The following is a 23,615-nucleotide window of genomic DNA, read 5'->3' on the forward strand; positions in this document are numbered from 1 at the left end:
GTTTCCATGAAAAGCGTTCTCATCCTTCAGCATGTGGACCGGGACTCTCCCGGCAAGTATCTCGAGTCCTTCGCGAGGGACGGCTTCGTGCCAACCACCGTTCGGCTGTGGGCGGGCGAAGAGGTTCCCCACCTTGCGTCCCATGATCTCATGTTCGTGCTTGGGGGGCCGCAGGATGTGTGGGAAGAGGATAAATATCCGTGGCTGCGCATGGAAAAACAGGCGATCAAGGAATGGGTCGCAGAACGGGCGAAACCATACTTCGGCGTTTGCCTCGGTCACCAACTCCTGGCAGACTCGCTAGGTGGGAAGGTCGGCCTTTCGGATGTCGGCGAGCACGGGGTCTTCAACATCAATATCCCGCACAATCCCAACCCGTTGGTGGCGGGGCTCTCCGAATGTCACAAGGTCGTCCAATGGCATACGGCCGAAGTCTCCGACGCGCCGCCCGGCGCACAAGTTCTCGGCAGTTCGGAAGTTTCGCCCATACAGGTCCTCGCCGTCGGCGAACACGCATTGTCGACGCAGTTTCATTCGGAGTGCGGCGCGCAATCGCTAATGGCGTGGACGCAAACCCCCGGCTACATCGACCTCTTCGAGGCCCACAAAGGAAAGGGCTCCTACAAGAAATTCCTCCGGCAGGCATACTCCGCCATGAGCGAAATCAACACGACAAGCGAACGCCTCTACGACAACCTTGTCTCTGCAACGAAACTCGTCGTCTGAACCCACTCCGTCGTCTCAAAGCCGCAACGTGAGCTCTTTCGCCTTTGCGGCCTTGCAGGCTTCCTGCGAAAAGGCCTCGACCAGCCTGTCCTTCGATGAAAGCTGCCTGTAGATAACCCCGACATTTCGAGTCGGGGCCCCGTCGACGGCGATCTTCCGTAACCGAAGTCCCTCAGGCCAGGGTGGCAGCCAATCCGGGATCAGCGATACCCCGAGCCCGCGGCCCACAAGGACCACAATCGCCTCCAGGGAATCGAGCTCGTAGCGATCCAGGGGAGAAAGTTTCTCCTTCCGGAGATAGCTTTCGGCGGTGCGTCCGCCCCAATGCTTGCGATCGTAGCGAATGAACGGAGCCTGCCGCAAGATGGTTTGGACATCCGTCTCCTGTTCCGTCGAACTCGTGAGAACGATCAACCGGTCGCGCCGAAGTTCCCGCCAGACGTGCTCTTTGGAAATCGCGAAAGGGGGTTCCACCAGGATTGCCGCGTCGAGCGTACCGTCCAGCACTTTCTGATAGAGATCAACAGACTGACCAGGTTGGACGTCGACCAGGATTCCGGGGCGCGTCTCCTTCATTGCGGTCAGTATTTCCGGCAGAAGCCCCGTGATCATCGAATGAATGACGCCCACCCGTATCGTTCCCACCTCCTCGTTGCGGGTGGCGATCGCCTTTAGGCTCTCCGTTCCTTCGATCAGCGTGCGGGCCATTTCGAGTATCGCTACCCCCGCCTCGGTCGGCCGCGTCGAGTGTCCGGATCGTCGAAGGAGCACCGCCCCGACATCAGCCTCCAAAGCCCTGATCCGCTGAACTACTGCCGACGGGGTTAACGACTCCAATCGAGCGGCGGCAGCAACCGACGTCAGCTCGACGACATTGAGGAACGTCTTTAGGAACCGGGTCTCCAAATTAAGTATTCCTGTGTTTCAAAATCACGAAAACACATATTTTCTAATGTCGGAGTTAATGTCAATCTCTCCTCGATCTTTCGACCTAGAGGAATACGATGACTCTCCAATTCAACCGTGAAAGCCTTTCCGCAAGGCTGAAGACGGTAAAGCCCTCGCCAACGATCGCGATCACCAGACTTGCCGCAGAGCTGCGTCGAAACGGAAAGAACATCGTTGCGCTTTCACAGGGTGAGCCCGACTTCGATACTCCTGATCATATCAAGGCCGCTGCCAAAAACGCCATCGACAACGGCGAAACGAAATACACCGACGTCGATGGTACACCCGCTCTCAAGCGCGCGATCGTCGACAAGTTCAAGAACGAAAACGAGCTTGATTACGAGGTGGCCAACATTTCGGTCGGCACGGGAGGCAAGCAGGTCATTTTCAACGCTTTCTCGGCAACTCTCGACCAGGGTGACGAGGTTATCATTCCGGCCCCGTATTGGGTATCGTATCCCGATATGGTGTTGCTCACGGGCGGTGTTCCGGTGACGGTCTCGTGCGGCGAAAAATCCGGATTCAAACTTACGGCGGAGGTGCTAGAGGGCGCGATCACGCCGCGCACAAAATGGCTGGTTCTCAATTCGCCCAGCAACCCGACGGGAGCGGGTTACTCCGCCGCGGAGCTGAAGGCTATCGCCGAGGTTCTGCTTCGTCATCCTCGGGTTTTGGTGATGACCGATGATATGTACGAGCATATCCGTTACGATGGCTGGGAATTCCATACGATTGCGGCCGTCGAGCCCCGGCTGCGCGAACGGGTGCTAACCTGTAACGGCGTGTCCAAGGCTTACGCGATGACCGGATGGCGCATCGGCTACGCAGGCGGTCCAGTTGACTTGATCAGGGCCATGGGGACCATCCAGTCCCAAAGCACGACAAACCCGAGTTCGGTGTCACAAGCGGCGGCTGTGGCGGCACTCACAGGTCCGCTCGACTTCCTGGCCGAACGCAACGCCGTCTTTCAAGAACGTCGCGATCTCTGCCTCGCCGCTTTCAACGGCATCGATGGTTTAAGCTGCAAGACGCCCGATGGTGCCTTTTACCTTTTTCCATCGTGCGCTGGCGTTATCGGCAAGCAGGTGCCGAATGGAAAGGTGCTTGTGACCGACGTCGATTTCGCGACGTACCTCCTGGAGTCCGTCGGCGTAGCCGTCGTGCCGGGTTCGGCTTTTGGCCTCGGGCCGTATTTTCGAATTTCCTTTGCGACATCGACGGATCGACTTCGTGATGCCTGCGAGAGGATCGCAGACGCATGCGCGTCGCTCAAGTAAATAGCGAGGAATGAGCAATGGATTTGGGAATTGCAGGTAAGTGCGCACTGGTCCTGGGCGCTGGCGGAGGCCTGGGCGGCGCGATCGCCGAAGCGTTGGCTGGTGAGGGCGCGAAGGTCGTTGTCGCGGACATCGATCTGGATGCCGCCGAACAGACGGCTAAGTCGATCACCTCCAAGGGTGGCGAAGCCTTTTCGATCAAGTGGGACATCAGCGATCTCTCCGTGATCGACCAGAACGTCTCTCTCATCGAGAGTCGCTTCGGCAACGTGTCAATCTTGATCAACAACACGGGTGGCCCGCCGCCGACCCCGGTTTCGGGTCAGGCAGCTGAGCAGTGGTCGAAATTCTTCCAGTCCATGGTCCTCTCGGTAATCGCGCTGACGGACCGCGTTCTCCCCGGAATGAAGTCATCGGGCTGGGGGCGCGTCATCACGTCGACATCTTCGGGGGTCGTGTCGCCGATCCCGAACCTTGGGCTTTCCAATGCGTTGCGCAGCACGCTCGTCGGCTGGTCAAAGACGCTGGCTAAGGAAGTCGGCGGCGCAGGCATTACGGCCAATATCGTATTGCCGGGCCGCATAGCAACTCCACGGATCACCTTCCTCGATGAGCAGAAGGCGAAGCGGGAAGGACGTTCAGTCGAGGACGTTGCTGCCGAAAGCACCGCGACCATCCCGGTGGGACGCTACGGCAAGCCGAAAGAATACGGAGACACGGTAGCCTTCCTGGCAAGCGACCGCGCCTCTTTCATCACCGGAAGCATCGTCCGCATCGACGGCGGCATGATTGCCAGTATCTGAGAACAGAAAGAACGAGAGATAAAGCCTATGGCCACCGACGCAGAGATCAAGTCCACGCTCGCAACAGTCACCACCGCTACCCTAACGACCATCCTTTTGAAGAAAGGCTTGCGCAATGTCTGGATGCGTGGAGCCATACCCATCAAGCCGGGTCAGGGCCGCATCGTCGGTCGTGCGTTCACTCTTCGCTTTGTCCCGGCCCGCGAAGACCTCGCCACCCCGGAATCCTGGTCTTCCCCGAAGTCCACCCGCGCCGCCATCGAAGCGATGCCGGAAGGATGCATCGCGGTAGTCGACGCCATGGGCATCAAGGACGCCGGCATTTTCGGCGACATCCTCTGCGCGCGTATGGCTAAGCGGAACGTAGCGGCGCTCGTTACGGACGGCGTGGTACGAGATCTCGACGGTGTACTCGGCACGAACCTTCCTGTTTGGTGCTCTGGCGCGGCCGCTCCTCCGTCCGTGGCTGGTCTGACGTTCGTCGACTGGGACCAGCCCGTTGGCTGCGGCGGTGTAGCTGTGTTCCCTAACGACGTCATCGTCATCGACAACGACGGTGCCGTTGTCATCCCGGCTGCCATGATCGACGACATTCTCGACGCCGCTACAGAGCAAGAGCGTCTCGAAGGCTGGATTATGCAGGAAGTCAACAAGGGTGCGGCGTTGCCGGGGCTATACCCCGCGAATGCCGAAAACAAGGCGCGCTACGAAGAGTGGAAGAAGAACAACGCCTAATGGTGAGGGTCCGGTAACCCCATCCCGGACTGACTGGAGACGCCAAGGTCGGTACCCTACAATACGACGAAAACGTCTATCCTACTGTTGTCGTCGCGTATTTGCTCGGGAGTGGCGGTCCCATCGCGAAGGCTGTCAAGGCTCGCGGGGGTCGATCTCGGGGAAGCGCCTGCCAAGATTAGGTGGGCGCTTTTTCGTTATGCGGTGCAAGGCAGAAACCACGCCTGAATCGGCGCTGGAGGCTTCAGTCTGCGCCCCCAGAAATATGCCCGATGATGCCGTGACGATTGGAAGTCGCGTGACGTTCTGCGTCAATGAAGGCGCTGCAAGGACGGCCTATGTGGTACGTAATGAGAGCCGCGACTTTCCTGTTTACACTGTCTCCGTGAAATCCATTCTGGGATTGGGGATATTCGGTTTGATAGCGGGAGCGACGACAAACATAGAAACCGACATCGGCAGATCACAAAAAATCGATGTCATACGGCTCGATTTCCAAGCTCCTGCACCTCCTCTCGGGCTCGTCAATGCAGTCATTTCAGAGTTTCCGCGGAGGGCCACCCTTCTCCATCCGCGCGATTAAGCTGGCCCAAGCGCCAGGCCATCGAACGTGGGCAGGCGCGCGTGATCGGCCGTCGTGACGAGGGGACCTAAGTTGAGGCCGATGACCCGGCCGCCTGCAGCGAGGCGATTGCCTGGTCGAGGCTTTTGACGAAAGCGCTGTATACCTCGTGAGAGAGCCAGTCTTCGCGGGAACTTTGCAGCCGGTTGAAGCGCTTCATCTGCGAGTGGAGCCGTTCGATCCGGTCCGCTTCGGTCGAAGTCAGAGGGCGGGCACGTCTGCGATCGACGTGGCTTCGTGCGATAGCGCCGATCATGCGGGCGTCAAAATTCTCTGCGCCGACCCGTTGCTTGAGCTTTTCCGAGAAGGCGTGCCATCGATCACGGATGTCGTAGTACATTTCGTCCGCGCTGAGCGAGGGAGCCGCCTCCGAAGCACCCTGCACATCCTCGGCTACTTCAATAGGTTGACCAAGTGAGCGGCTACCTTCGATGATCGCAGTCTCCTGGATTGTGAGATCGATTTCCTGGGTGGTCTGGCGGACCTTGTCGAGCTGGTCTGCGATCGAAGCGAGCTGCGACTGCATTTCCCCGACCCAGCCGCTCGAGTTTCTTAGCAGCTCCTGCGTCTTGTTGAATTCCGTGGCGGTCTGCTTGAAGTCGTTGACTGCCTGGGTCATCTTGAAGAGCTTGTCCGCCAGTTCGCCGATCGTCTCACGGAGTACACCCAAAGGGCCGAGGAATATGATGGCGATAAGGGCCACCGTCGGCCAAGCAATCTTCGCTACGAAGTCCAGAATATCGTGCTGCATTTGTTCCCACCATAATCGATGCCCGCCAGATATCAGCTAGCTGCGATTCGCACCACGCAGGTACTTCGGGCATCAGGTAGCAAACTCCGGGTTTTTGCTACCTAATGCCGCTATAGTCGAGGAATGAGGGGAGGAAGGCGGGGCTCACCTGAAAGTCCGATGACAGGAACGGCTTATCGACTTTCACTCGGATACAGTAGGATTCGCGTCGCCCGGTCCATCCTGCGTAAATGTTAGCCATTTTAGACGCCAGAGTATCCCGTCTTAGACCGTCACGTCACACCTACAGTTAAGACGTCGCGCGCGGCCTTCTGGTCCTTTACGCTAATGCCTTCGAAGATTTCGTTGAACTCTAACCGCGCCGGGAGAGCGGGCTCGGTGAGCTTTTCAAAGCTTGAGGCGGCAATCACAATCTTGGGCGACCTCTTGTCCCGAACCTCATCGAAGGCCCGCGAATAGTCAAAACTGACGACTGGATGGCCGTCTCTCGCCATCTCTGCAGCAATCCTCGCAAACCGCACAAAGACGTATTCTCCGATGTTCTGGCGGGAGTATGAGTACTTCGTCATGCTCATCCCCGACGCGGAGCTTGCGCGGCTCGGCCATTGCACGGTTTTCACCAGTGCTTGGAGGAGGCCAACTAACACCTCTCTGTCGAATCGCACTCGGAGGAGGAAAAGCGCGAAATAGATCGCGGTCTCCCGATGCTCCTGATTTTTCGCGCTCAAGTCCATCGTGATCATGCGCACGAGTGCGGGGACGTCCATTTCGTCGGATCGGAAAAGCCCGTAGTAGCGAAGTAGTACTTGGATCGGAACTTGAGCGTCGGCCAACCCTTTTTCCTCGCGATATTTGAATATCTCCTCCAGCAGGAGTTGGGGAATCTCCCCGCTGAACCGCTGCATCCCCCTGTCAACATACTCTAGGAACTCTTGATATCCTGGGCTTTGTCGAAGGAATGCCAATATCTCCGGGTTTAGGTTCTTGAAGATCGACTGGACGGGAATGTCGTGCTTTTCGGCGCTCTCGAGCCTGCGCGCGACAAAAAACTCCAAGAAGGATCGATGGGAAAAGTAATAGTTTTGCCCGAACTTCCGTTCGAGAAACGACCCAGTGAAAATCTCACGGTAAAGCGTCTCTCGCTCGTAAGCAGGGTCGTCGAGAAGGTTGCGCCCGATGATCGATTCCGGCACTGAATCGGCCGTGAAATAGAGACGCCGCCCGTCGTACGTGTCCCACAGCCACCATGCGATTCTCTCGATGATGCGTTCCCTTTTTTCGGCGTCGATCTGCTTTCGAACTATCTTCTCCCCTTCGCGCTCGCTAATTCTGGTCGCCGCGATCGAATAGAGACCGTATGTGGTGAAGCTCTCGAGCTTCACGTGCGGATCAGCCGCGATGTCTGCATAGATTTTGAGGTGCACGGGTCGGTGAAGATCGCCATTCGACCGGATTTTGTCGAAGTCCATCACGCGATCTGATACCCACTTCTCGATGTCGGGTAGCTCGGTCAGATCGACGGGGTGATGTTGACGAAGATACCTCTCGAGGAAATTGGTGACTTCCTCGCCCGAAAACTGGGCTAGGGAGAGTTCGGAATACTCGGGTGCGCCCGGTATCCGAATAACGTTTTCGCCGGCGATCCTCTGCCCCCGCAGTATCCACGCGTGTTCGCTGTCGGAGAGAAACGCGTTGGGTCTTCCTGCTACGATAATCTTGGCTCTGCCTTCCAGAAGCGAGTGTATCTGGGAAAAGTTGTACTTGAAGTCCGCCCAGGAAAGCGCGTGCTTCATTTCGTCGAAGCCATCGAAGATGACCACGAACTTCCCCGCTCGGTTCAGCTTCTTAAATTTGGCGAACGAGTAGTTTTTCGTATTGTAACGGCCGGCCAATGTCTTGGCGATAAGGCCGTCCACATCCGTCTGGGTGGCGATATCAGACAGCCGAACGTAAATCGGCACCCTGAAGGAGGGGTCTTCGAGATATCGGTCCGCCAGTTCCTTCGTAAGGAACTTGCAGTATGAAGTCTTTCCCATCCCATAACCGCCAAGGATTGCAACTGGGATCTTCGACGGATCCGCCACCCATGCAAGAATGCGTTCATGGAGTTCGCCGCCACCTTCCATCGAGGACTTGATGTAATACTTTTCAAGGCCGCCTTCGTTGAATAGATCGCGAACGTCCCGGCAGTACTTGCGGAAGCCAAGGAGATTGTCTTCGAATTCTTTGATGGAGAAAATATCAAGGCGACCGCGCCTGTCTTGAGCGTAGGCTTTTGCCTCCGGTGAGAAATCAAGTCGTGAAATGACGAAGACACCAGTAACTTCGCCTTTTTCGTACAATGCCATGTAGTCGGCCCAGATCGCGTTCAGCTCTCCCTGCGACATGTTTTTGGCGAGGTTCTTACACTCGACAGCAATCTTTTGCGGACGGAACTCATCATCCGTCTCCAGAAGGATATCGACCTTCTTAGTGCCGATGCGAATTTCACGCGAGACCTTGTGGCCTTCCGCCTCAAGAAGATCGATCACCTGATCGCGAAGCGCGTCACCTATTTCCGTGGAGGACTGCGCTACTCCGTGTCTTTCCGTCAAAATCTCTCCCCCCGACTCCACAGCGTAGGCTAACAGATGTTGCAACCTGGCGGGAAGCCGGCGAGTGCGATCGCAATCGAAAATGTCGAGTCGCGAAAAGATCAAGCGTGAGCCACCGCTCTCGCATCGATTGACAACAGCGATCAACTCGCGCGAGGCAGTTCCCCTGCGGCGATGGGCCCATTTCCATTTTCGTTTACCTCGATTCGAAGAAGGTTCATCCGCCGCAGTCGTCCACAACTCCCGTTAACCGGGTGTCGCGTAGTGACAATTACGACGAGCGAATTTTAATGCGGTGGGCCCGCAATTTTAAGGGGTTATCATGATACGATTTACGATGATCACAGACTTGAATGTACTAGATCGCACTGCGGACGAGATGGACCGGGAGGAAATCATCGGCCAATTCGCGGACGGCTTGTGGAACGACAACGGCGCTTCTCTGGCCGAGCTACACTTTGGCTGCAATGCTGATCAGATCGAGTGGGACGATAAGGATTTCTCGCACATGGAGTTTGTGCCGGCGGTGACAGTGGCCATCAATATCGCGGAGATTACCGAAGGGCGTTTTGACCGAGCTACCTGCGAGACTCTTCATCGGCTCTTTTTCGTTGGACCACATCACCCCGCTATCAAGCGATCATTGATGAAGGCGCTGGCTTATGAACGCGAGCGCGTAGCTCAGGAAACGCCCTCAGAGGAATTTCTCTCGAAAATCCGCAAGCATCTTCTCGTCGCCCGCATGGGCGTCCAGGCTAATTTCAGAGCCGAGTTTGAGGAATTCATGCTTCTCGCCCGGAACCTCAGGCAAGAAGGCCTTTTCTCTCGCTGACGCCGGTCAGTGCCTGAGGACTACACAAGCTAGGGCAGGGGAAACGAGGTTGATCTCGCGTTCGATGTCATAGGGCAAGTCGGCTTTGGCGACGCATCTAAGGGCGATCGCCAGCCGATCAATGACCGCCTCGAATACCGGACGATCAATGTGTTGATCACCCGGCTGTCTTGGGACGGCATCGCTCAGGGTCGAGGTCGCAGCGACGAAAAAGGAAGCGACAACAGATTGGTTAAGAAGCAGGTCACCTATCGAGCTTTGACAATCGTCAATAGTCCCCACGATCATAAACCGATACCCAGGGCCGCCGCCGCCCTCAGACTGACACAAGAACTCGACGTACGCGCCGTCCACCCATGCGTCGGAAAGACCAGGAATCAGCAGGTTCGCGCCCCGGCCGAAATGCAGGTAAAAGTTGTCGTCTACGCGGGCTGACGGCATTTCTGGGATGGCGGGGGTCAAACCTTCCGCCACCGCGGACAGCAGCCGGGAGACATCGTGGAGTTTGCTGCCGCTCTGCTGCCATCTGGCCACAGTCTTGGCGACTTCTTCCGCACGCTCCATTCGCTCAGACAGAAGCGACAGATCGAGTGTTCCATACTCACCATAACCGATCTGATCCGCCTCAGCTTGTGACTTCGCTCGCATTATCTCGTGAGATGCTTTGTGCATCCGCAGCCTCATCTTGATCGAAAGTTCGCGGAATCGTTCTGAGTGATAGTCTGGCCTGCCATGTTTCATCGCGTGGTTTCCTCGTTTCACAGACAATGCTCCACGAGCTTGCAAGAGACGAAACGGCAAAATCCTCACAACGCTCCCGCCGAATTCAAGCGCGTCCAATCACCCTTTCAAGTTGCCGAAAACCCTCTTGGCCACGCCAGACCTCCTTTTGGGACACCAACCCCGCGGTCTGGGCCACGTGAGAGTTCCTTATACACAAACACCGCTTGACGCCTTCCCATCTTTGCTAAATGCTAAGATGTCAGACCAATTTTAAGGTCGGTTGCCTGAACAGAAAATGGGGAACCATGAAGGCAAATAGCGGCGACAGGCCGGTGATCCGGCCGCTTCCCGTCATGGACCGGGCGCGTCAGGTGACTGATGCGTTGGCGGATTATGTCGAGGAAGCCAGGTTGAAGGCGGGGGACCGCCTGCCGGCCGAGCGTGAGCTGATGGCGGCACTTGCCGTCGGGCGCTCGACCATCCGCGAAGCGATCCGCCATTTCCAGGCGCTCGGCGTCATCGAGACGCGCAAGGGCAGCGGCACCTATCTCTTGAAGCCGGTTTCCAGGGCAACGATCCATATGCCGCTGTCGTTCGACACGGCGCACCTGCGTGACGCGCTCTTGCAGACGCTGGAGGTTCGCCGCGGCATCGAATGCGAGGCGGGCATGGTCGCGGCGCGCCGGCGCACCGCAAAGGATCTTGTCGTCATCGAGGAAAAACTGGAGGAGATGGAGCGGGTGCACTTGGAGAAAGGCACCTCCGGGCCAGAGGATCTTGCCTTCCATCTCGCCGTTTACGACGCCACCCACAATCCGCTGTTTCGCCAGCTTCTCGAGCAGATGCGCGGGACCTTCGAACGTTTCTGGGAACACCCTTTCGACCGGCAGGATTTCGCCCGCCGGTCATTTCCCTTTCATCGCACCCTTTTCGACGCGATCGCCGCAGGCGATCCGGAGGCCGCGCGCGCCGAAACATTGAAAATTCTCGACATCGTCGAGGAAGACATCAAGGAAATGTCCAAATGAGCAGCGGCGCAGAACCGTTCGATCTCGCTTCCCTGATCACGGCTCACGATGAAGGCAACTTCGCCGAGGCCGTCGTTCCGCCGATTTTCCAGACCTCGCTTTTCACTTTTTCCGATTATGACGAGATGATCGCCTGCTATCGCGGCGAGAAGCTGCGGCCGATCTATACACGCGGGCTGAACCCGACGGTGCGCGCCTTTGAGGAAATGCTGACAAAGCTCGAAGGCGCGGAGGATGCGCTGGGTTTTGCGAGTGGCATGGCGGCGATTTCGTCGGCCGTTCTGAGTTTCGTCGAGCCGGGCGACCGCATCGTCGCGGTCAAGCATGTCTATCCCGATGCCTTCCGCCTGTTCGGCACCATTCTGAAACGAATGAAGATCGAGGTGACCTATGTCGACGGGCGCGACGAGGAAGCGGTCGCGAGAGTGCTGCCTGGCGCCAAGGTCTTCTACATGGAAAGCCCGACGAGCTGGGTGATGGAGGCGCACGACGTCGGCGCGCTCGCAGCGCTCGCCAGGCGGCACGGCGTCGTCTCCATGATCGACAACAGCTGGGCGAGCCCGTTCTTCCAGCGGCCGCTGACGCTCGGCGTCGATCTCGTCATCCATTCGGCCTCGAAATATCTGGGCGGCCACAGCGATGTGGTGGCCGGCGTCGTTGCCGGCGCGAAGGAGATGATCGCGCGCATCAAGGCCGAGGCCTATCCCTATCTCGGCGGCAAGCTTTCGCCCTTTGATGCCTGGCTTCTGATCCGCGGCCTGCGCACGCTGCCGCTGCGTATGAAAGCTCACGAGGCCTCCGCCCTCGAAATCGCCAGACGCCTGCAGAAGCTCGAGGTGGTGGAGACTGTCTGCCATCCCGGCCTCGCCAACCGTCTGCCCGCCGGCCTCAACGGCACCTCTGGCCTGTTTTCCTTCATCTTCCGCGAGGGCGTCGATATCCGCGCTTTCGCCGATCACCTCAAGCTCTTCAAACTGGGTGTAAGCTGGGGTGGACATGAAAGCCTGATCGTACCGGGCGAGGTGGTGCTTCAGCAGAAGGCACAGCCGAATTCCGCGCATGCCTTCGGTATCCATGCGCGATCCGTACGCCTCCATGTCGGCCTCGAAGGAACCGAGGCGCTGTGGAGGGACATCGAGGAGGCGCTCGCCGCCGCCTCACAATCCTGAAACCAGAGAGAAACCTAACAAGGGGGAACTGAGCATGAAAAAACTAATAATCTCAACGCTCTTTGCTTCGATGATGGCGGGTACGGCCTTTGCTGATACGACGCTCAAGCTAGTCGAAGTCATCACCAGCCCGGAGCGTACCGAAACGCTGAAGTCGATCGTCGGCAAGTTCGAAGCCGCCAATCCCGGCACCAAGGTCGATATCATCTCGCTGCCCTGGAACGAGGCCTTCCAGAAGTTTGCGACCATGGTGTCCGCCGGCGACGTGCCTGATGTGATGGAGATGCCCGACACCTGGCTGTCGCTCTATGCGAATAACGGCATGCTCGAGAGCCTGGAGCCCTATCTCGAAAAGTGGGAGCACACCAAGGAGCTGACGCCGCGTGCGCTCGAACTCGGCCGCGATGTCAAGAACACCGCCTACATGCTGCCCTACGGCTTCTATCTCCGGGCGATGTTCTACAATAAAAAGCTGCTCTCGGAAGCCGGCGTCGCCGCGCCGCCGAAGACCCTTGATGAATTCACCGCCGCTTCGGAAAAGGTCTCCAAGCTCTCCGGCAAATACGGCTACTGCATGCGCGGTGGACCGGGCGGTCTCAATGGCTGGATGATCTTTGCAGCCTCCATGGCCGGCTCGAACAAGTACTTCAATGACGACGGCACTTCGACGATGAACAGCCCCGGCTGGGCCAAGGGCATCGAATGGATGGTCGATCTCTACAAGAAGGGTTATGCGCCGAAGGATAGCGTCAACTGGGGCTTCAACGAGGTCGTCGCCGGCTTCTATTCCGGTACCTGCGCCTTCCTCGACCAGGACCCGGATGCGCTGATCGCCATCGCCGAGCGCATGAAAAAGGATGACTTCGGCGTCATGCCGCTGCCGAAGGGTCCCGACGGCAAGTCCTTCCCGACGATCGGTTATGGCGGCTGGTCGATGTTCACGACCAGCGGCAACAAGGATCTCTCCTGGAAGCTGATCGCCACCCTCGAAGGGCCGGAAGGCAATATCGAGTGGAACAAGCGCATCGGCGCCCTGCCGGCCTATACGGCGGCCGAGAAGGATCCCTTCTATGCCGGTGACCAGTTCAAGGGCTGGTTCGAGGAACTGGCTGACCCGAATACGGTGCCAACCGTCATGCCGACCTATCTCGAGGAATTCGCCTTCTTCAAGGATTCGCTGGCGATCAAGACCTCGCAGCAGGCCTTGCTCGGCGATATCTCGGCGAAGGATCTGGCCGACCAGTGGGCGGAATATCTGACCAAGGCGCAGCAGAAGTTCCTCACCAAGAAGTAAGGGGTGGGCTCCGAGTGCGGAGCCCCTCATCCGACCCTTCGGGCCACCAACCGGGGTCGAGCCACCGGTCTCGACCCGTCCTTCGGACCCCCGAGGGACAGGGAACGGAGAGGTTGCGGCATATCCCCTTCTCCCCTGCGGGGAGAAGGTGCCGGCAGGCGGATGAGGGGGCACACCCGCTCGAATTCGCGGGTCGGCCAGGAACTCCAGTGATACACCTATGATGGAAACTGCAACCCGATGACCATTTCCGCCGATACGCTCGACATGCGTCGCGACCGCAGGCCATGGCTGCATCGCCTTGCTGACGCTTCGGAGCCCTATCTCTATAGCGCACCGTCCCTGATCCTGATCATCGCGGTGATGCTGGTGCCGCTGACGCTCGGCGTTTCCTACGCCTTCCGTGATATCCAACTGCTCAATCCCTTTTCCGGCGGCTTCATCGGGCTCGATCATTTCCGCGAGCTTTCCGGGGATGCGGCCTTCTACGGCGCGCTTCGGAATACCCTCTGGTGGACCGGGACCTCCGTCGTCCTGCAGTTCGTTTTCGGGCTGACACTGGCGCTGCTGCTCGACAAGCCATTCCCAGGCCGGGCGATTGCGCAGGCGCTGGTCTTTCTGCCCTGGGCGGTGCCGTCCTTCCTCGCCGGCCTCAACTGGGCCTGGCTGTTCAATCCGGTGATCGGGCCGATCCCCCACTGGCTCTTCGCGCTCGGGCTGATGCATGAGCCGGGCAATATCCTTTCCGATCCCAATTATGCCATGTGGGGGCCGATCATCGCCAATGTCTGGTGGGGCATTCCCTTTTTCGCCATCACGCTGCTGGCGGCCCTGCAGGCGATCCCGCGCGATCTTTACGAAGCCGCGTCGATCGACGGTGCCGGCTGGTTCCAGCGTTTCCGCTCGATCACCCTGCCGTTTCTGGCGCCGACGATCGCCATCACCGTGCTGCTGCGCACCGTCTGGATTTCCAATTTCGCCGATCTCATCGTCGTCATGACCAATGGCGGGCCGGCCGACCGCACGCAGATCGTCGCGAGCTATATTTTCACGACGGCCTTCAAGCGGCTCGATTTCGGTTACGCCTCGGCGATCGCTCTGGTGCTGCTCGCGCTGCTACTTGCCTATTCGATGCTGATCATCCTGCTGCGGCAAACGCTGCTGAACAAGGATTGAGACCATGAGACGATCCGTCATCCCCACGATCGCGCACCGTCTGGCGATCCTCTGCTACATCACCTTCGCGCTCTTCCCGCTGTTTTGGCTGCTCAAGGTCTCGGTGACGCCGAACGATCTGCTCTATACCGAGGGCGTGCGCATGTGGCCCTCGCGCACGACATGGGATCACTATGCCTTCGTGCTGCAGCACAGCGCCTTTCCGACCTTCTTCAAGAACAGCCTGATCGTCTCGACCTCGACGGCCGTGACGGTGACGATCTGCGCCTCGCTCTCCGGCTATGCGCTGTCGCGCTTCAATTTCCGGGCGAAATATTGGATCGTCGCGCTGATGCTGCTGACCCAGATGTTCCCGCTCGTCATGCTGGTCGCTCCGATCTTCAAGATCCTGTCGCCCTTACATCTGACGAACAGCCTGACCGGGCTCGTCATCGTCTACACCGCCTTCAACGTTCCCTTCGCCACCTTCCTGATGCAGTCCTTCTTCGACGGCATCCCCAGAGATCTCGAAGAGGCGGCGATGATCGACGGAGCGACGCAGTTTACCGCCTTCCGCCAGATCATCCTGCCGCTGACATTGCCGGGCATCGCCGCCACGCTCGGCTTCGTCTTCACCGCCGCCTGGAGCGAGCTGCTTTTCGCGCTGATGCTGATCAACGGCAACGATGCGGCGACTTTCCCTGTCGGGCTTCTCACCTTCGTTTCGAAATTCTCCGTGGATTTCGGGCAGATGATGGCGGCTGGCGTCATGGCGCTCATTCCGGCCGGCCTCTTCTTCCTGCTCATCCAGCGTTATCTCGTCCAGGGCCTGACGGCCGGCGCGGTCAAGGGTTAAACAAATGGCATCGATCGATATCCGGAATATCCGCAAAGCGTATGGTCACGTGCAGGTGCTGCACGGTGTCGACCTTGAAATCCAGGACGGTGAATTCGTCGTGCTCGTCGGCCCGTCCGGCTGCGGAAAATCTACGCTGCTGCGTATGATCGCCGGGCTGGAGGATGTCACATCGGGCGAGATCCGCATCGCCGGCGCCAGGGTGAACGAGCTGCATCCCAAGGATCGCGACATCGCCATGGTGTTCCAGTCCTATGCGCTCTACCCGCATATGAATGTCGCGGGCAATATGAGCTACAGCCTGAGACTTCGGAAGACGGCGAAGGAGAAGATCGCAAGCGCGGTGGCCGCCGCCGCTGGTAAGCTCGGCCTCGATCCGCTGCTCGAACGACGGCCGAAGGCGCTTTCCGGCGGCCAGCGCCAGCGCGTCGCCATGGGCCGCGCCATCGTGCGCCAGCCGAAGGCTTTTCTGTTCGACGAACCGCTTTCCAACCTCGATGCGCGGCTGCGCGAGCAGATGCGCGCCGAAATCAAGAAACTGCATGGCGACCTGAAGGCGACCTCGATCTACGTGACTCACGACCAGATCGAGGCAATGACGCTGGCGGACCGGATCGTCGCCATGCATGGCGGGGTGGTCCAGCAGGTCGGCAGCCCCCTGGAACTCTATGACCACCCCGCCAACCTCTTTGTTGCCGGTTTTATCGGCTCGCCGGGCATGAATTTCCTCGACGCCACATATGACGCTGGCGGCGTGCGGCTGAAGGATGGAACGATCGTGCCGCTCGCCAAGCCGCTGCCGCTTGCCGATGGCGCGAAGGTGACGCTCGGCATCCGGCCGGAGCATGTGGTGATGAGCGACAACGGGGCGGGGCTTGCCACGGATGTAGAACTCGTCGAACCCACAGGCTTCGGCATCATTGTGCACCTTGCCCTGCACGGCCTGCCGTTCAAGATCTTCACGCTGGATCGCGGCGCGCTGAAGGCAGGTCCCAAAGTCAATGTGGCCTTCCCGGCCCAGTATCTGCATGTGTTCGACGGCGAGGGAAAACGCGTCGATTGAACCGTGAGGGCCTGTAGCCCGTCGCTGCCGATTTCGGCATACTGCCTCCGGCAGGAGCTGAAAGGCACGATATGCTTATTGCGCAGATATCCGATATTCATGTAACGCCGGATCTTTCTTCGCTTCAGACGCTGGAGCGGGCGATAGACTGGCTGAAGACGTTTCGGCCGGATGCGCTCGTGGTGACAGGAGATCTGGTGGATGACGGGTGGCGGCAAGGTTATCGCTTGATCGCCGAGTGCCTGCGGTCGTTGGACTGTCCAGTTCATCTATTGCCGGGCAACGGCGATGATGCGTTCTTGATGCGATCCGAACTTGCCGCTGTCGGCACATGGGCCGCTGCGGCGGGACCGATGCATTTCCGCGGAGCCGTCAATGGGCTGATCCTCTGTGGTCTCGATGTTACGGTAGCCGGTCAGAGCTACGGCGACGTCCTTCCCCATCTGCACTGGCTGACGAGCGCGCTTGCGGATGTGAAGACCCCCGTCCTTCTGTTCATGCATCAGCCACCATTCAAGGTCGGCATAGAGTCGTTGGATCAGGTCAGATGCAGGAATGACGGTGCGCTTCTCGGCGCCCTGGAGGCAATGGACAGACAGCCGCTGGCGATTGCCTGCGGCCATGTTCACCGACCCCTATCCGGCAGGCTGGGATCGATTCCGGTACAGACCTGCGGTTCTCTGTGTCCGCCCAATCCGCTGCTGCTTGATGGCCGGGCCGATCTTCCGGTGGCCGACGCTCCCTCCTTTCTCGTTCATGACGTTACCGACGCCGGGCTGCTTTCGCATGTGGTATCGATCCCGGCACCCCGCGAGCGCACGACCGATTGAACGGTGAATACTGATACGTCGCGAATGGAAAAAGCTTTTGCCGTACGATCCGCAAGGCCTATATCCTCCGCGTGATCTCGCTGGGATGAAACTATGACCGATACTGTCCTCGACCGCTTTCTCCGTTATGTTGTGATAGACACGCAATCCGATCCCTCCTCGTCGGCGCAGCCGACCACCGAAAAGCAGAAGGATCTTGGACGGGTTCTGGTCGATGAACTGCTGAAGATCGGCCTTGCGGACGCGCATCTCGATGAGCACGGCTATGTCTACGCGACCATTCCGGCCAATAGCCACAAGACAGTTCCGGTCATTTGTTTCTGCTCGCATATGGATACGGCGCCCGATTTCAGCGGCACCGATGTCAAGCCGCAGCTCGTCAGGAACTATGCGGGCGGGGATATCGCGCTTGTCGGCGATCAGAGCCGGGTGATCCGCGTCAGCGAGCATCCCGAGCTGAAGAACCAGATCGGCAACGACATCGTCACGACCGATGGCACGACATTGCTTGGCGCCGACGACAAAGCTGGTTTGGCGGAGATCATGACCGCAGCCCAGATCCTCGTCGATAATCCCGATATCAAGCATGGGACGATCAAGATCCTGTTCACGCCAGACGAGGAGGTCGGGCGCGGGGTCAACAAGGTCGACCTCAAGAAACTCGGAGCGGATTTCGCCTATACGATGGACGGAGAGACGGCAGGCCATGTCGAGGACGAGACCTTTTCGGCCGATGGTGTGGAGATCGCCATATCGGGCGTGGCGATCCATCCGGGCTTTGCCAAGGACCGCATGGAAAACGCCATCAAGATCGCCGGCGCGATCATCGATCGGCTGCCGAGGAATATTGCGCCCGAGACCACAGAGGGCAGGCAAGGCTTCATCCATCCGGTCGATCTGACCGGCTCGATGGAAAAGGCTTCGCTGAGCTTGATCATTCGCGACTTCACCGACGAAGGTCTCGTGGAAAAGGAGACCATGCTCGAAGCCATCGTCAAGGACGTGATATCAGCCTATCCCGGCTCGACATATCGTTTTGAGGTGAAGGAGCAGTATCGCAACATGAAGGTCGTACTCGACCGCCACCCTGAGATCGTCGAGAACGCCATCGAGGCGGTGCGTCGTGCCGGCATGACGCCGGTGCGCGGCAGCATCCGTGGCGGCACGGACGGCTCGCGCCTCTCCTTCATGGGGCTGCCATGCCCGAACATCTTCGCCGGCGGTCATGCTTTCCACTCGCCGCTCGAATGGGTCAGCCGCCAGGATATGGAAAAGGCCGTCCAGACGATCGTGGAACTTGCCAAGGTTTGGGAAGAGCGTGCTTAGACGCTTTTCCTTGTCCGGGGTGCGGGGTTGGCCGCGTCAGCCGCCATTCGCGGGCATGCTTCCGCGCAGCATCACGCTGTCATAGGCGGGGCGGGGAGTAGGGATTGCGATCGGCATTCCCGGTTCGGGCTCGATTGAGGTTGTCGGCAAGGGTGCAGGCGTGGTCACCGGAACCGGCGAAGGTGCTGGTGCGGTCACCGGTGCAGTTATCTGCATCGACGCCGTGCTCGCCGTGGCCAGGGAATCGGGAGCCGGTAGAGGCACGGGAACGGCCGAGGGAATCAGGGCCTCGAATTGCGGCGGCAGCATGCTTTCGCCGGGCACATAATTCATCGCCACCTCATAGGAGGGCAGCGGAGGCGGCGTTTCGAGCGTGCCGTTGGAATCGCGCTTCTCATAGAAGGCGTTACCGCCGGCGACCGTCACATAATGCATGTTGTCGTAAGGGAATTTCAGCCCTTCGGTGTGGAAGAACATCGCATCCTTCACCGCCGGATGACGTGCGCCCTTCACGAGGATCGCATCGGCGGCGGTCGCAAGCTCCGTTTCGGCCTGCGGCTTCACCTCGCGCGTCATCACGCCCGGTGCAAACTGTCTCTCCTGAGCGACGACGCCGCAGATGGAAGGAGGATAGGCGCCTGATGTGAGCCTGTTCATAACGACGGTGCCGACGGCCAGATAGCCGTCCTCATCCGAATGCTGTGATTCGAAATACATCGCGCGCTTCAGACAGTCGCGATCCTTGGCCGTATAATTGAAGGTGACTTTCGCCGGTTGAACCTGCTTCGTCTTGGTCTTCGCCGCCGTTGCCGCCGGTGTCGATGTCGTTGTGCAGCTTGCCGCTGCCAGCCCCACGAGCAAAATCCCGATCAGGGATTTTCCAAAGGAAATCTCCGCCCTCAACGCCAGGTGCCTCCGTTTGGATAAGTCCAGCCCCTCATGATTAACGCGAAAACGTTTTACCCGGCATGTGACAAAAATACAAACAACCTGGGATCACAAAAAGCCTGAGGGACTCTCGCCAAATACGATTCCGGCGATCATCCCGATTGTGGCTCCATTTCCGTCAGCCGCGGAATAGCTTCCAGCGTGTCGGCTTGAAAGCGACCCGGTTGCGGTCCAGCCTGTCGGCCTCGCTCGGCGGCAGTTCGATTTCGATATGCGGGCGGTCGTTGCCGATATCGAGTTCGATATGGCGGGTGCCGGCCACACGGCGGCTGGAAACCGATTGGCCGGCGATGCAGTTTTCAGCTGATTCGCAGAGCCGCACGTCATGGGGGCGGAAGTAGAGCTGGGCCGTGCCGTCCGATTCGCCACTGGCATTGAGGCCGAGCGAGCGGCCGTCGAAACGGATGTCGCCATCTGATATCTCGACCTGCAGGCAGTTCGACTGGCCGATGAAGCCAAAGACGAAGGGAGAATTCGGATTGTCGTAGACCTCGTCGGGCGTTCCGATCTGTTCGATCGCGCCCTGGCTCATGACGACGACGCGGTCGGCAAGCTCAAGAGCCTCATCCTGGTCGTGGGTCACGAAGACGGTGGTGTGGCCGGTACGGTCGTGAATTTCGCGCAGCCATTTGCGCAGGTCCTTGCGCACCTGGGCATCGAGCGCGCCGAAGGGCTCGTCGAGCAGCAGCACGTTCGGTTCGACGGCCATGGCGCGGGCGAGCGCCACGCGCTGGCGCTGGCCGCCGGAAAGCTGTGCCGGGTAGCGTTTTTCGAGACCGGAAAGCTGAACGAGGTCGAGCAATTCCAAGGCCCGCCTGCGGATGTCGGCCTTCGGGGGGCGCCGCGCGCCGTTTCTGACCTTCAGGCCGAACGAGACGTTTTCGAGCACCGTCATGTAACGGAAGAGGGCATAATGCTGGAAGACGAAGCCGATATTGCGCTGCTGCACTGATTTCTTCGAGGCATCCTCCTCACCGAAGAAGATCTTCCCCTCGGTCGGACTTTCGAGGCCGGCGATCAGGCGCAGCAATGTCGTCTTGCCGGAACCCGACGGGCCGAGCAGTGCGATCAATTCGCCGGAGCGGATGTCGAGCGAGACATCGTGCAGCGCCGGAAAACGATCGAATTCCTTGCGGATGTTTTGAACGCGTACTTCCATTCCAAATCCTTCAGTGCCGCCGGCTGGCGGCGATCTCCGCGCTATAGCGCATTTCCAGCAGCGTCTTCAAAACAAGAGTCACGAGCGCGAGCAAGGCCAAAAGCGTGGCGACGGCAAATGCGCCGGTGAAATTATACTCGTTGTAGAGAATCTCCACCTGCAGCGGCATCGTGTTCGTCTGGCCGCGAATATGGCCTGACACCACCGAGACCGCGCCGAATTCGCCCATGGCGCGGGCGTTGCAGAGCAGCACGCCGTAGAGCAGCCCCCACTTGATGTTCGGCAGCGTCACGTACCAGAAGGTCTGCCAGCCGGAAGCGCCGAGCGAAAGGGCTGCCTCTTCGTCTGCCGTTCCCTGCTCCTGCATCAGCGGGATCAGTTCGCGGGCGACGAAGGGAAAGGTGACGAACATCGTGGCGAGCACCAATCCCGGCACGGCGAACAGGATCTTGATGTCGTGAGCGTTGAACCACTGGCCGAGCGATGCATTGGCGCCGAACAGCAGCACGAAGACCAGGCCCGATATGACGGGCGAAACCGAGAAGGGCAGGTCGATCAGCGTCGTCAGGAACGCCTTGCCCTTGAACTCGAACTTGGCGATCGCCCAGGCGGCGGCGACCCCGAAAACGAGATTAAGGGGAACGCTGATGCCGGCGACGGTCAGCGTCAGGCGGATCGCCGAGAAGGTCTCGGCATCCGCGAGTGCCTCGAGGAAGGGGCCGGCGCCCTTGCGGAAGGCTTCGACGAAGACGGCGGCGAGCGGCAGAAGCAGGATCAGCAGCAGGAAGACGAGCGAAAGGGCGATCAGGGTGAAGCGCGCGATCCTGTGTTCGGTGGTAACCGAACGCAGCTTCGCGGGTGGAACGGTCGCATCAAGCGCCATAGCCGTACCTCCGCCTGCTCCAGCTCTGGATGAGGTTGATAACGAGCAGCAAGGCGAACGAGATCACCAGCATGATCGCCGCGATGCCGGTTGCCGCCGCGTAATTATATTCTTCGAGTTTGATGATGATCAGCAGCGGTGCGATTTCCGATTTGAACGGCAGGTTGCCGGCGATGAAGATGACCGAGCCGTATTCGCCGACGCCGCGGGCAAAGGCAAGCGCGAAGCCAGTGAGGACGGCAGGCGCAAGTCCCGGCAGCAGCACGCGGAAAATCGTCTGGAGGCGGTTGGCGCCGAGCGTTGCCGCGGCCTCCTCCACTTCCTTGTCGATCTCCTCCATGACAGGCTGCACGGTGCGCACCACGAAGGGCAGGCCGACGAAGATCAGCGCCACGACGATGCCGGCTGGCGTAAAGGCGATCTTGATGCCCAGCGGCGTCAGGAACTGGCCGACCCAGCCGTTCGGCGCGTAGAGCGCCGCCAATGCGATACCGGCAACGGCGGTCGGCAGCGCGAAGGGCAGATCGACCATGGCGTCGATGATACGCTTGCCGGGGAAACGGTAGCGCACCAGGACCCAGGCGAGGATGATGCCGAAGACGGCGTTGACGATTGCTGCGATGAAGGCGCTGCCGAAGCTGATACGCAGCGCGTTCAATACGCGCTGATCGAACGCGATCGACCAGAATTTCTCCCAGCCGAGGGCGCTCGAACGGACGGCAAGGCCCGAGAGCGGGATAAGGATCAGAAGGGTGAGCCAGGTCAAGGTAAGGCCGAGCGCCATTCCGAAACCCGGAATGACGCTCGGCCGTTTGAACCGCCACCGCGTGGGGCTATGTGCTTTCATGAAGTCTATTATTGGGCCGGCTTGTAGATTTGGTCAAATACGCCGCCGTCGCCGAAGAATTTCGGCTGTGCCGTCTTCCAGCCGCCGAAGTCGTCGATGGTTGCGAGCGTCAGCTTCGGGAAGCGGGCGACATCGGCCGGATCGGCGGCTTCCGGCTTGATCGGCCGGTAGAAGTGCTTGGCGGCGATCTTCTGGCCTTCGTCCGAATAGAGGTAGTTGAGGTAGGCTTCGGCGACCTTGCGCGTGCCCTTCTTGTCGACATTGCCGTCGACGATGGCGACCGGCGGGTCGGCGCGGATGGAGAAGGAGGGCGTCACGATCTCGAACTGGTCGGGACCGAGTTCTTCGAGCGAAAGATAGGCTTCGTTTTCCCAGGCGAGCAGAACGTCGCCGAGGCCTCGCTGAACGAAGGTGGTCGTTGCACCGCGGGCGCCGGTGTCGAGTACCGGAACGTGCTGCAGGAGTTTGGTGACGTATTCCTGCGCCTTGGTATCGTCGCCGCCATTCGCCTGCTTGGCCCATGCCCAAGCGGCGAGGAAGTTCCAGCGGGCGCCACCCGAGGTCTTCGGGTTCGGCGTGATGACCTGGACGTCGTCCTTGACGAGGTCGCCCCAATCCTTGATGCCCTTCGGATTACCCTTGCGCACGAGGAAGACGATCGTTGAGGTATAGGGCGTCGAATTGTTCGGGAACTTCGTCTTCCAGTCGGCCGGGATCTTGCCGGTCGCCTTGGCGATGGCGTCTATATCGCCTTCCAGTGCAAGCGTGACGACGTCGGCGTCGAGACCGTCAATGACGGAGCGAGCCTGGGCACCGGAACCGCCATGCGAAGCCTTGATCGTCACGGCTTCGCCATTGTCCTTCTGCCACTTGGCAGCAAAGGCAGCATTGAAATCCTTGTACAATTCGCGGGTCGGATCGTAGGAAACGTTAAGCAGCGTCTGATCCGCGAATGCCGGAGCAATGCTTCCGATCGCGAAGCTGCCTGCCATGACCGCCGCCGCGAGGAGCCGGGTGAGCCGTTGTGTCTGCATGGGGAACCTCCT

The 23,615-nt window shown here is 59.4% G+C and carries 22 protein-coding genes; 13 read left to right on the forward strand and 9 right to left on the reverse strand.

Annotation, left to right across the window (positions count from 1 at the left end; all coding sequences use genetic code 11):
- Window positions 1–6: 6 nt before the first annotated feature.
- The gene (locus tag EFB14_RS07430; RefSeq protein WP_097594845.1) at window positions 7–726 is read left to right on the forward strand and encodes a type 1 glutamine amidotransferase; all 720 of its coding nucleotides are present in this window, start codon (window positions 7–9) and stop codon (window positions 724–726) included.
- Between the two features lie 15 nt (window positions 727–741).
- On the opposite strand, the gene EFB14_RS07435 is transcribed toward EFB14_RS07430, so the two are convergent.
- Window positions 742–1,632: a LysR family transcriptional regulator gene (locus tag EFB14_RS07435; RefSeq protein WP_097594844.1), complete on the reverse strand. Its 891-nt coding sequence runs from the start codon at window positions 1,630–1,632 to the stop codon at window positions 742–744.
- Between the two features lie 98 nt (window positions 1,633–1,730).
- Between EFB14_RS07435 and EFB14_RS07440 the strand changes: the two genes are divergently transcribed.
- The 3 genes from EFB14_RS07440 to EFB14_RS07450 are packed head-to-tail and all read left to right on the forward strand — an operon-like array spanning window position 1,731 to window position 4,489.
- Window positions 1,731–2,951, forward strand: coding sequence for a pyridoxal phosphate-dependent aminotransferase (locus tag EFB14_RS07440; protein ID WP_097594843.1), 1,221 nt, complete (start codon window positions 1,731–1,733; stop codon window positions 2,949–2,951).
- A gap of 17 nt (window positions 2,952–2,968) precedes the next feature.
- Window positions 2,969–3,754, forward strand: a complete 786-nt coding sequence (locus EFB14_RS07445) for an SDR family oxidoreductase (RefSeq protein ID WP_097594842.1) — start codon at window positions 2,969–2,971, stop codon at window positions 3,752–3,754.
- 27 nt (window positions 3,755–3,781) lie between these two features.
- Entirely contained in the window at window positions 3,782–4,489 is a 708-nt protein-coding gene (locus EFB14_RS07450; RefSeq protein ID WP_097594841.1) for a ribonuclease activity regulator RraA, read from the forward strand.
- A gap of 650 nt (window positions 4,490–5,139) precedes the next feature.
- On the opposite strand, the gene EFB14_RS07455 is transcribed toward EFB14_RS07450, so the two are convergent.
- Window positions 5,140–5,862: a hypothetical protein gene (locus EFB14_RS07455; protein ID WP_097594840.1), complete on the reverse strand. Its 723-nt coding sequence runs from the start codon at window positions 5,860–5,862 to the stop codon at window positions 5,140–5,142.
- A 272-nt stretch (window positions 5,863–6,134) separates the two neighbouring features.
- The gene (locus EFB14_RS07460) at window positions 6,135–8,456 is read right to left on the reverse strand and encodes an NACHT domain-containing protein (protein WP_164737500.1); all 2,322 of its coding nucleotides are present in this window, start codon (window positions 8,454–8,456) and stop codon (window positions 6,135–6,137) included.
- Between the two features lie 337 nt (window positions 8,457–8,793).
- Between EFB14_RS07460 and EFB14_RS07465 the strand changes: the two genes are divergently transcribed.
- Window positions 8,794–9,288 carry a hypothetical protein gene (locus EFB14_RS07465; RefSeq protein WP_126824011.1) on the forward strand — a complete coding sequence of 165 codons (495 nt, stop codon included), beginning with the start codon at window positions 8,794–8,796 and terminating at the stop codon, window positions 9,286–9,288.
- A 6-nt stretch (window positions 9,289–9,294) separates the two neighbouring features.
- On the opposite strand, the gene EFB14_RS07470 is transcribed toward EFB14_RS07465, so the two are convergent.
- Complete coding sequence (locus EFB14_RS07470; RefSeq protein WP_126824013.1) at window positions 9,295–10,128, reverse strand: hypothetical protein; 834 nt, start codon at window positions 10,126–10,128, stop codon at window positions 9,295–9,297.
- 188 nt (window positions 10,129–10,316) lie between these two features.
- On the opposite strand from EFB14_RS07470, the gene EFB14_RS07475 reads away from it, so the two are divergent.
- From EFB14_RS07475 to pepT, 8 genes are all read left to right on the forward strand, one after another.
- Window positions 10,317–11,039 carry a FadR/GntR family transcriptional regulator gene (locus EFB14_RS07475; protein WP_126824015.1) on the forward strand — a complete coding sequence of 241 codons (723 nt, stop codon included), beginning with the start codon at window positions 10,317–10,319 and terminating at the stop codon, window positions 11,037–11,039.
- Entirely contained in the window at window positions 11,036–12,208 is a 1,173-nt protein-coding gene (locus EFB14_RS07480; RefSeq protein WP_126824017.1) for a PLP-dependent transferase, read from the forward strand. Before EFB14_RS07475 ends, EFB14_RS07480 begins: the two co-directional genes overlap by 4 nt.
- A 34-nt stretch (window positions 12,209–12,242) precedes the next feature.
- The gene (locus EFB14_RS07485; RefSeq protein WP_126824019.1) at window positions 12,243–13,502 is read left to right on the forward strand and encodes an ABC transporter substrate-binding protein; all 1,260 of its coding nucleotides are present in this window, start codon (window positions 12,243–12,245) and stop codon (window positions 13,500–13,502) included.
- A 240-nt stretch (window positions 13,503–13,742) separates the two neighbouring features.
- Window positions 13,743–14,678, forward strand: a complete 936-nt coding sequence (locus EFB14_RS07490) for a carbohydrate ABC transporter permease (protein ID WP_126824022.1) — start codon at window positions 13,743–13,745, stop codon at window positions 14,676–14,678.
- 4 nt (window positions 14,679–14,682) lie between these two features.
- Window positions 14,683–15,513 (forward strand): carbohydrate ABC transporter permease, encoded by an 831-nt coding sequence (locus EFB14_RS07495; RefSeq protein ID WP_126824025.1) that lies wholly within the window; start codon window positions 14,683–14,685, stop codon window positions 15,511–15,513.
- Window positions 15,514–15,517: 4 nt separating this feature from the next.
- Window positions 15,518–16,576, forward strand: a complete 1,059-nt coding sequence (locus EFB14_RS07500) for an ABC transporter ATP-binding protein (RefSeq protein WP_126824028.1) — start codon at window positions 15,518–15,520, stop codon at window positions 16,574–16,576.
- A gap of 71 nt (window positions 16,577–16,647) precedes the next feature.
- Entirely contained in the window at window positions 16,648–17,406 is a 759-nt protein-coding gene (locus tag EFB14_RS07505; protein ID WP_126824033.1) for a metallophosphoesterase, read from the forward strand.
- A 93-nt stretch (window positions 17,407–17,499) separates the two neighbouring features.
- Window positions 17,500–18,732, forward strand: a complete 1,233-nt coding sequence (gene pepT / locus EFB14_RS07510; protein WP_126824037.1) for a peptidase T — start codon at window positions 17,500–17,502, stop codon at window positions 18,730–18,732.
- A gap of 36 nt (window positions 18,733–18,768) precedes the next feature.
- On the opposite strand, the gene EFB14_RS07515 is transcribed toward pepT, so the two are convergent.
- From EFB14_RS07515 to EFB14_RS07535, 5 genes are all read right to left on the reverse strand, one after another.
- The gene (locus EFB14_RS07515) at window positions 18,769–19,635 is read right to left on the reverse strand and encodes a cell wall hydrolase (RefSeq protein ID WP_126824040.1); all 867 of its coding nucleotides are present in this window, start codon (window positions 19,633–19,635) and stop codon (window positions 18,769–18,771) included.
- A 163-nt stretch (window positions 19,636–19,798) separates the two neighbouring features.
- Complete coding sequence (locus EFB14_RS07520) at window positions 19,799–20,839, reverse strand: sulfate/molybdate ABC transporter ATP-binding protein (RefSeq protein WP_126824043.1); 1,041 nt, start codon at window positions 20,837–20,839, stop codon at window positions 19,799–19,801.
- A gap of 10 nt (window positions 20,840–20,849) precedes the next feature.
- Window positions 20,850–21,722: a sulfate ABC transporter permease subunit CysW gene (gene cysW, locus EFB14_RS07525; protein ID WP_126824046.1), complete on the reverse strand. Its 873-nt coding sequence runs from the start codon at window positions 21,720–21,722 to the stop codon at window positions 20,850–20,852.
- Window positions 21,712–22,569 (reverse strand): sulfate ABC transporter permease subunit CysT, encoded by an 858-nt coding sequence (gene cysT, locus EFB14_RS07530; protein ID WP_126824049.1) that lies wholly within the window; start codon window positions 22,567–22,569, stop codon window positions 21,712–21,714. Before cysT ends, cysW begins: the two co-directional genes overlap by 11 nt.
- Before the next feature lie 8 nt (window positions 22,570–22,577).
- Window positions 22,578–23,603, reverse strand: coding sequence for a sulfate ABC transporter substrate-binding protein (locus EFB14_RS07535; protein ID WP_126824052.1), 1,026 nt, complete (start codon window positions 23,601–23,603; stop codon window positions 22,578–22,580).
- Window positions 23,604–23,615 lie beyond the last annotated feature (12 nt).

Origin of the sequence: Rhizobium fabae (genome assembly GCF_003985135.1) — a bacterium.
Classification (GTDB): domain Bacteria; phylum Pseudomonadota; class Alphaproteobacteria; order Rhizobiales; family Rhizobiaceae; genus Rhizobium; species Rhizobium pisi.

Bases quoted from the DNA above. Each gene is read 5' to 3' on its own strand.
- EFB14_RS07430 (WP_097594845.1), top strand. From the start codon at position 7: ATGAAAAGCGTTCTCATCCTTCAGCATGTGGACCGGGACTCTCCCGGC.
- EFB14_RS07440 (WP_097594843.1), top strand. From the start codon at position 1,731: ATGACTCTCCAATTCAACCGTGAAAGCCTTTCCGCAAGGCTGAAGACG.
- EFB14_RS07445 (WP_097594842.1), top strand. From the start codon at position 2,969: ATGGATTTGGGAATTGCAGGTAAGTGCGCACTGGTCCTGGGCGCTGGC.
- EFB14_RS07450 (WP_097594841.1), top strand. From the start codon at position 3,782: ATGGCCACCGACGCAGAGATCAAGTCCACGCTCGCAACAGTCACCACC.
- EFB14_RS07455 (WP_097594840.1), bottom strand. From the start codon at position 5,862: ATGCAGCACGATATTCTGGACTTCGTAGCGAAGATTGCTTGGCCGACG.
- EFB14_RS07465 (WP_126824011.1), top strand. From the start codon at position 8,794: ATGATCACAGACTTGAATGTACTAGATCGCACTGCGGACGAGATGGAC.
- EFB14_RS07475 (WP_126824015.1), top strand. From the start codon at position 10,317: ATGAAGGCAAATAGCGGCGACAGGCCGGTGATCCGGCCGCTTCCCGTC.
- EFB14_RS07480 (WP_126824017.1), top strand. From the start codon at position 11,036: ATGAGCAGCGGCGCAGAACCGTTCGATCTCGCTTCCCTGATCACGGCT.
- EFB14_RS07485 (WP_126824019.1), top strand. From the start codon at position 12,243: ATGAAAAAACTAATAATCTCAACGCTCTTTGCTTCGATGATGGCGGGT.
- EFB14_RS07490 (WP_126824022.1), top strand. From the start codon at position 13,743: ATGACCATTTCCGCCGATACGCTCGACATGCGTCGCGACCGCAGGCCA.
- EFB14_RS07495 (WP_126824025.1), top strand. From the start codon at position 14,683: ATGAGACGATCCGTCATCCCCACGATCGCGCACCGTCTGGCGATCCTC.
- EFB14_RS07500 (WP_126824028.1), top strand. From the start codon at position 15,518: ATGGCATCGATCGATATCCGGAATATCCGCAAAGCGTATGGTCACGTG.
- EFB14_RS07505 (WP_126824033.1), top strand. From the start codon at position 16,648: ATGCTTATTGCGCAGATATCCGATATTCATGTAACGCCGGATCTTTCT.
- pepT (WP_126824037.1), top strand. From the start codon at position 17,500: ATGACCGATACTGTCCTCGACCGCTTTCTCCGTTATGTTGTGATAGAC.
- EFB14_RS07520 (WP_126824043.1), bottom strand. From the start codon at position 20,839: ATGGAAGTACGCGTTCAAAACATCCGCAAGGAATTCGATCGTTTTCCG.
- cysW (WP_126824046.1), bottom strand. From the start codon at position 21,722: ATGGCGCTTGATGCGACCGTTCCACCCGCGAAGCTGCGTTCGGTTACC.
- cysT (WP_126824049.1), bottom strand. From the start codon at position 22,569: ATGAAAGCACATAGCCCCACGCGGTGGCGGTTCAAACGGCCGAGCGTC.
- EFB14_RS07535 (WP_126824052.1), bottom strand. From the start codon at position 23,603: ATGCAGACACAACGGCTCACCCGGCTCCTCGCGGCGGCGGTCATGGCA.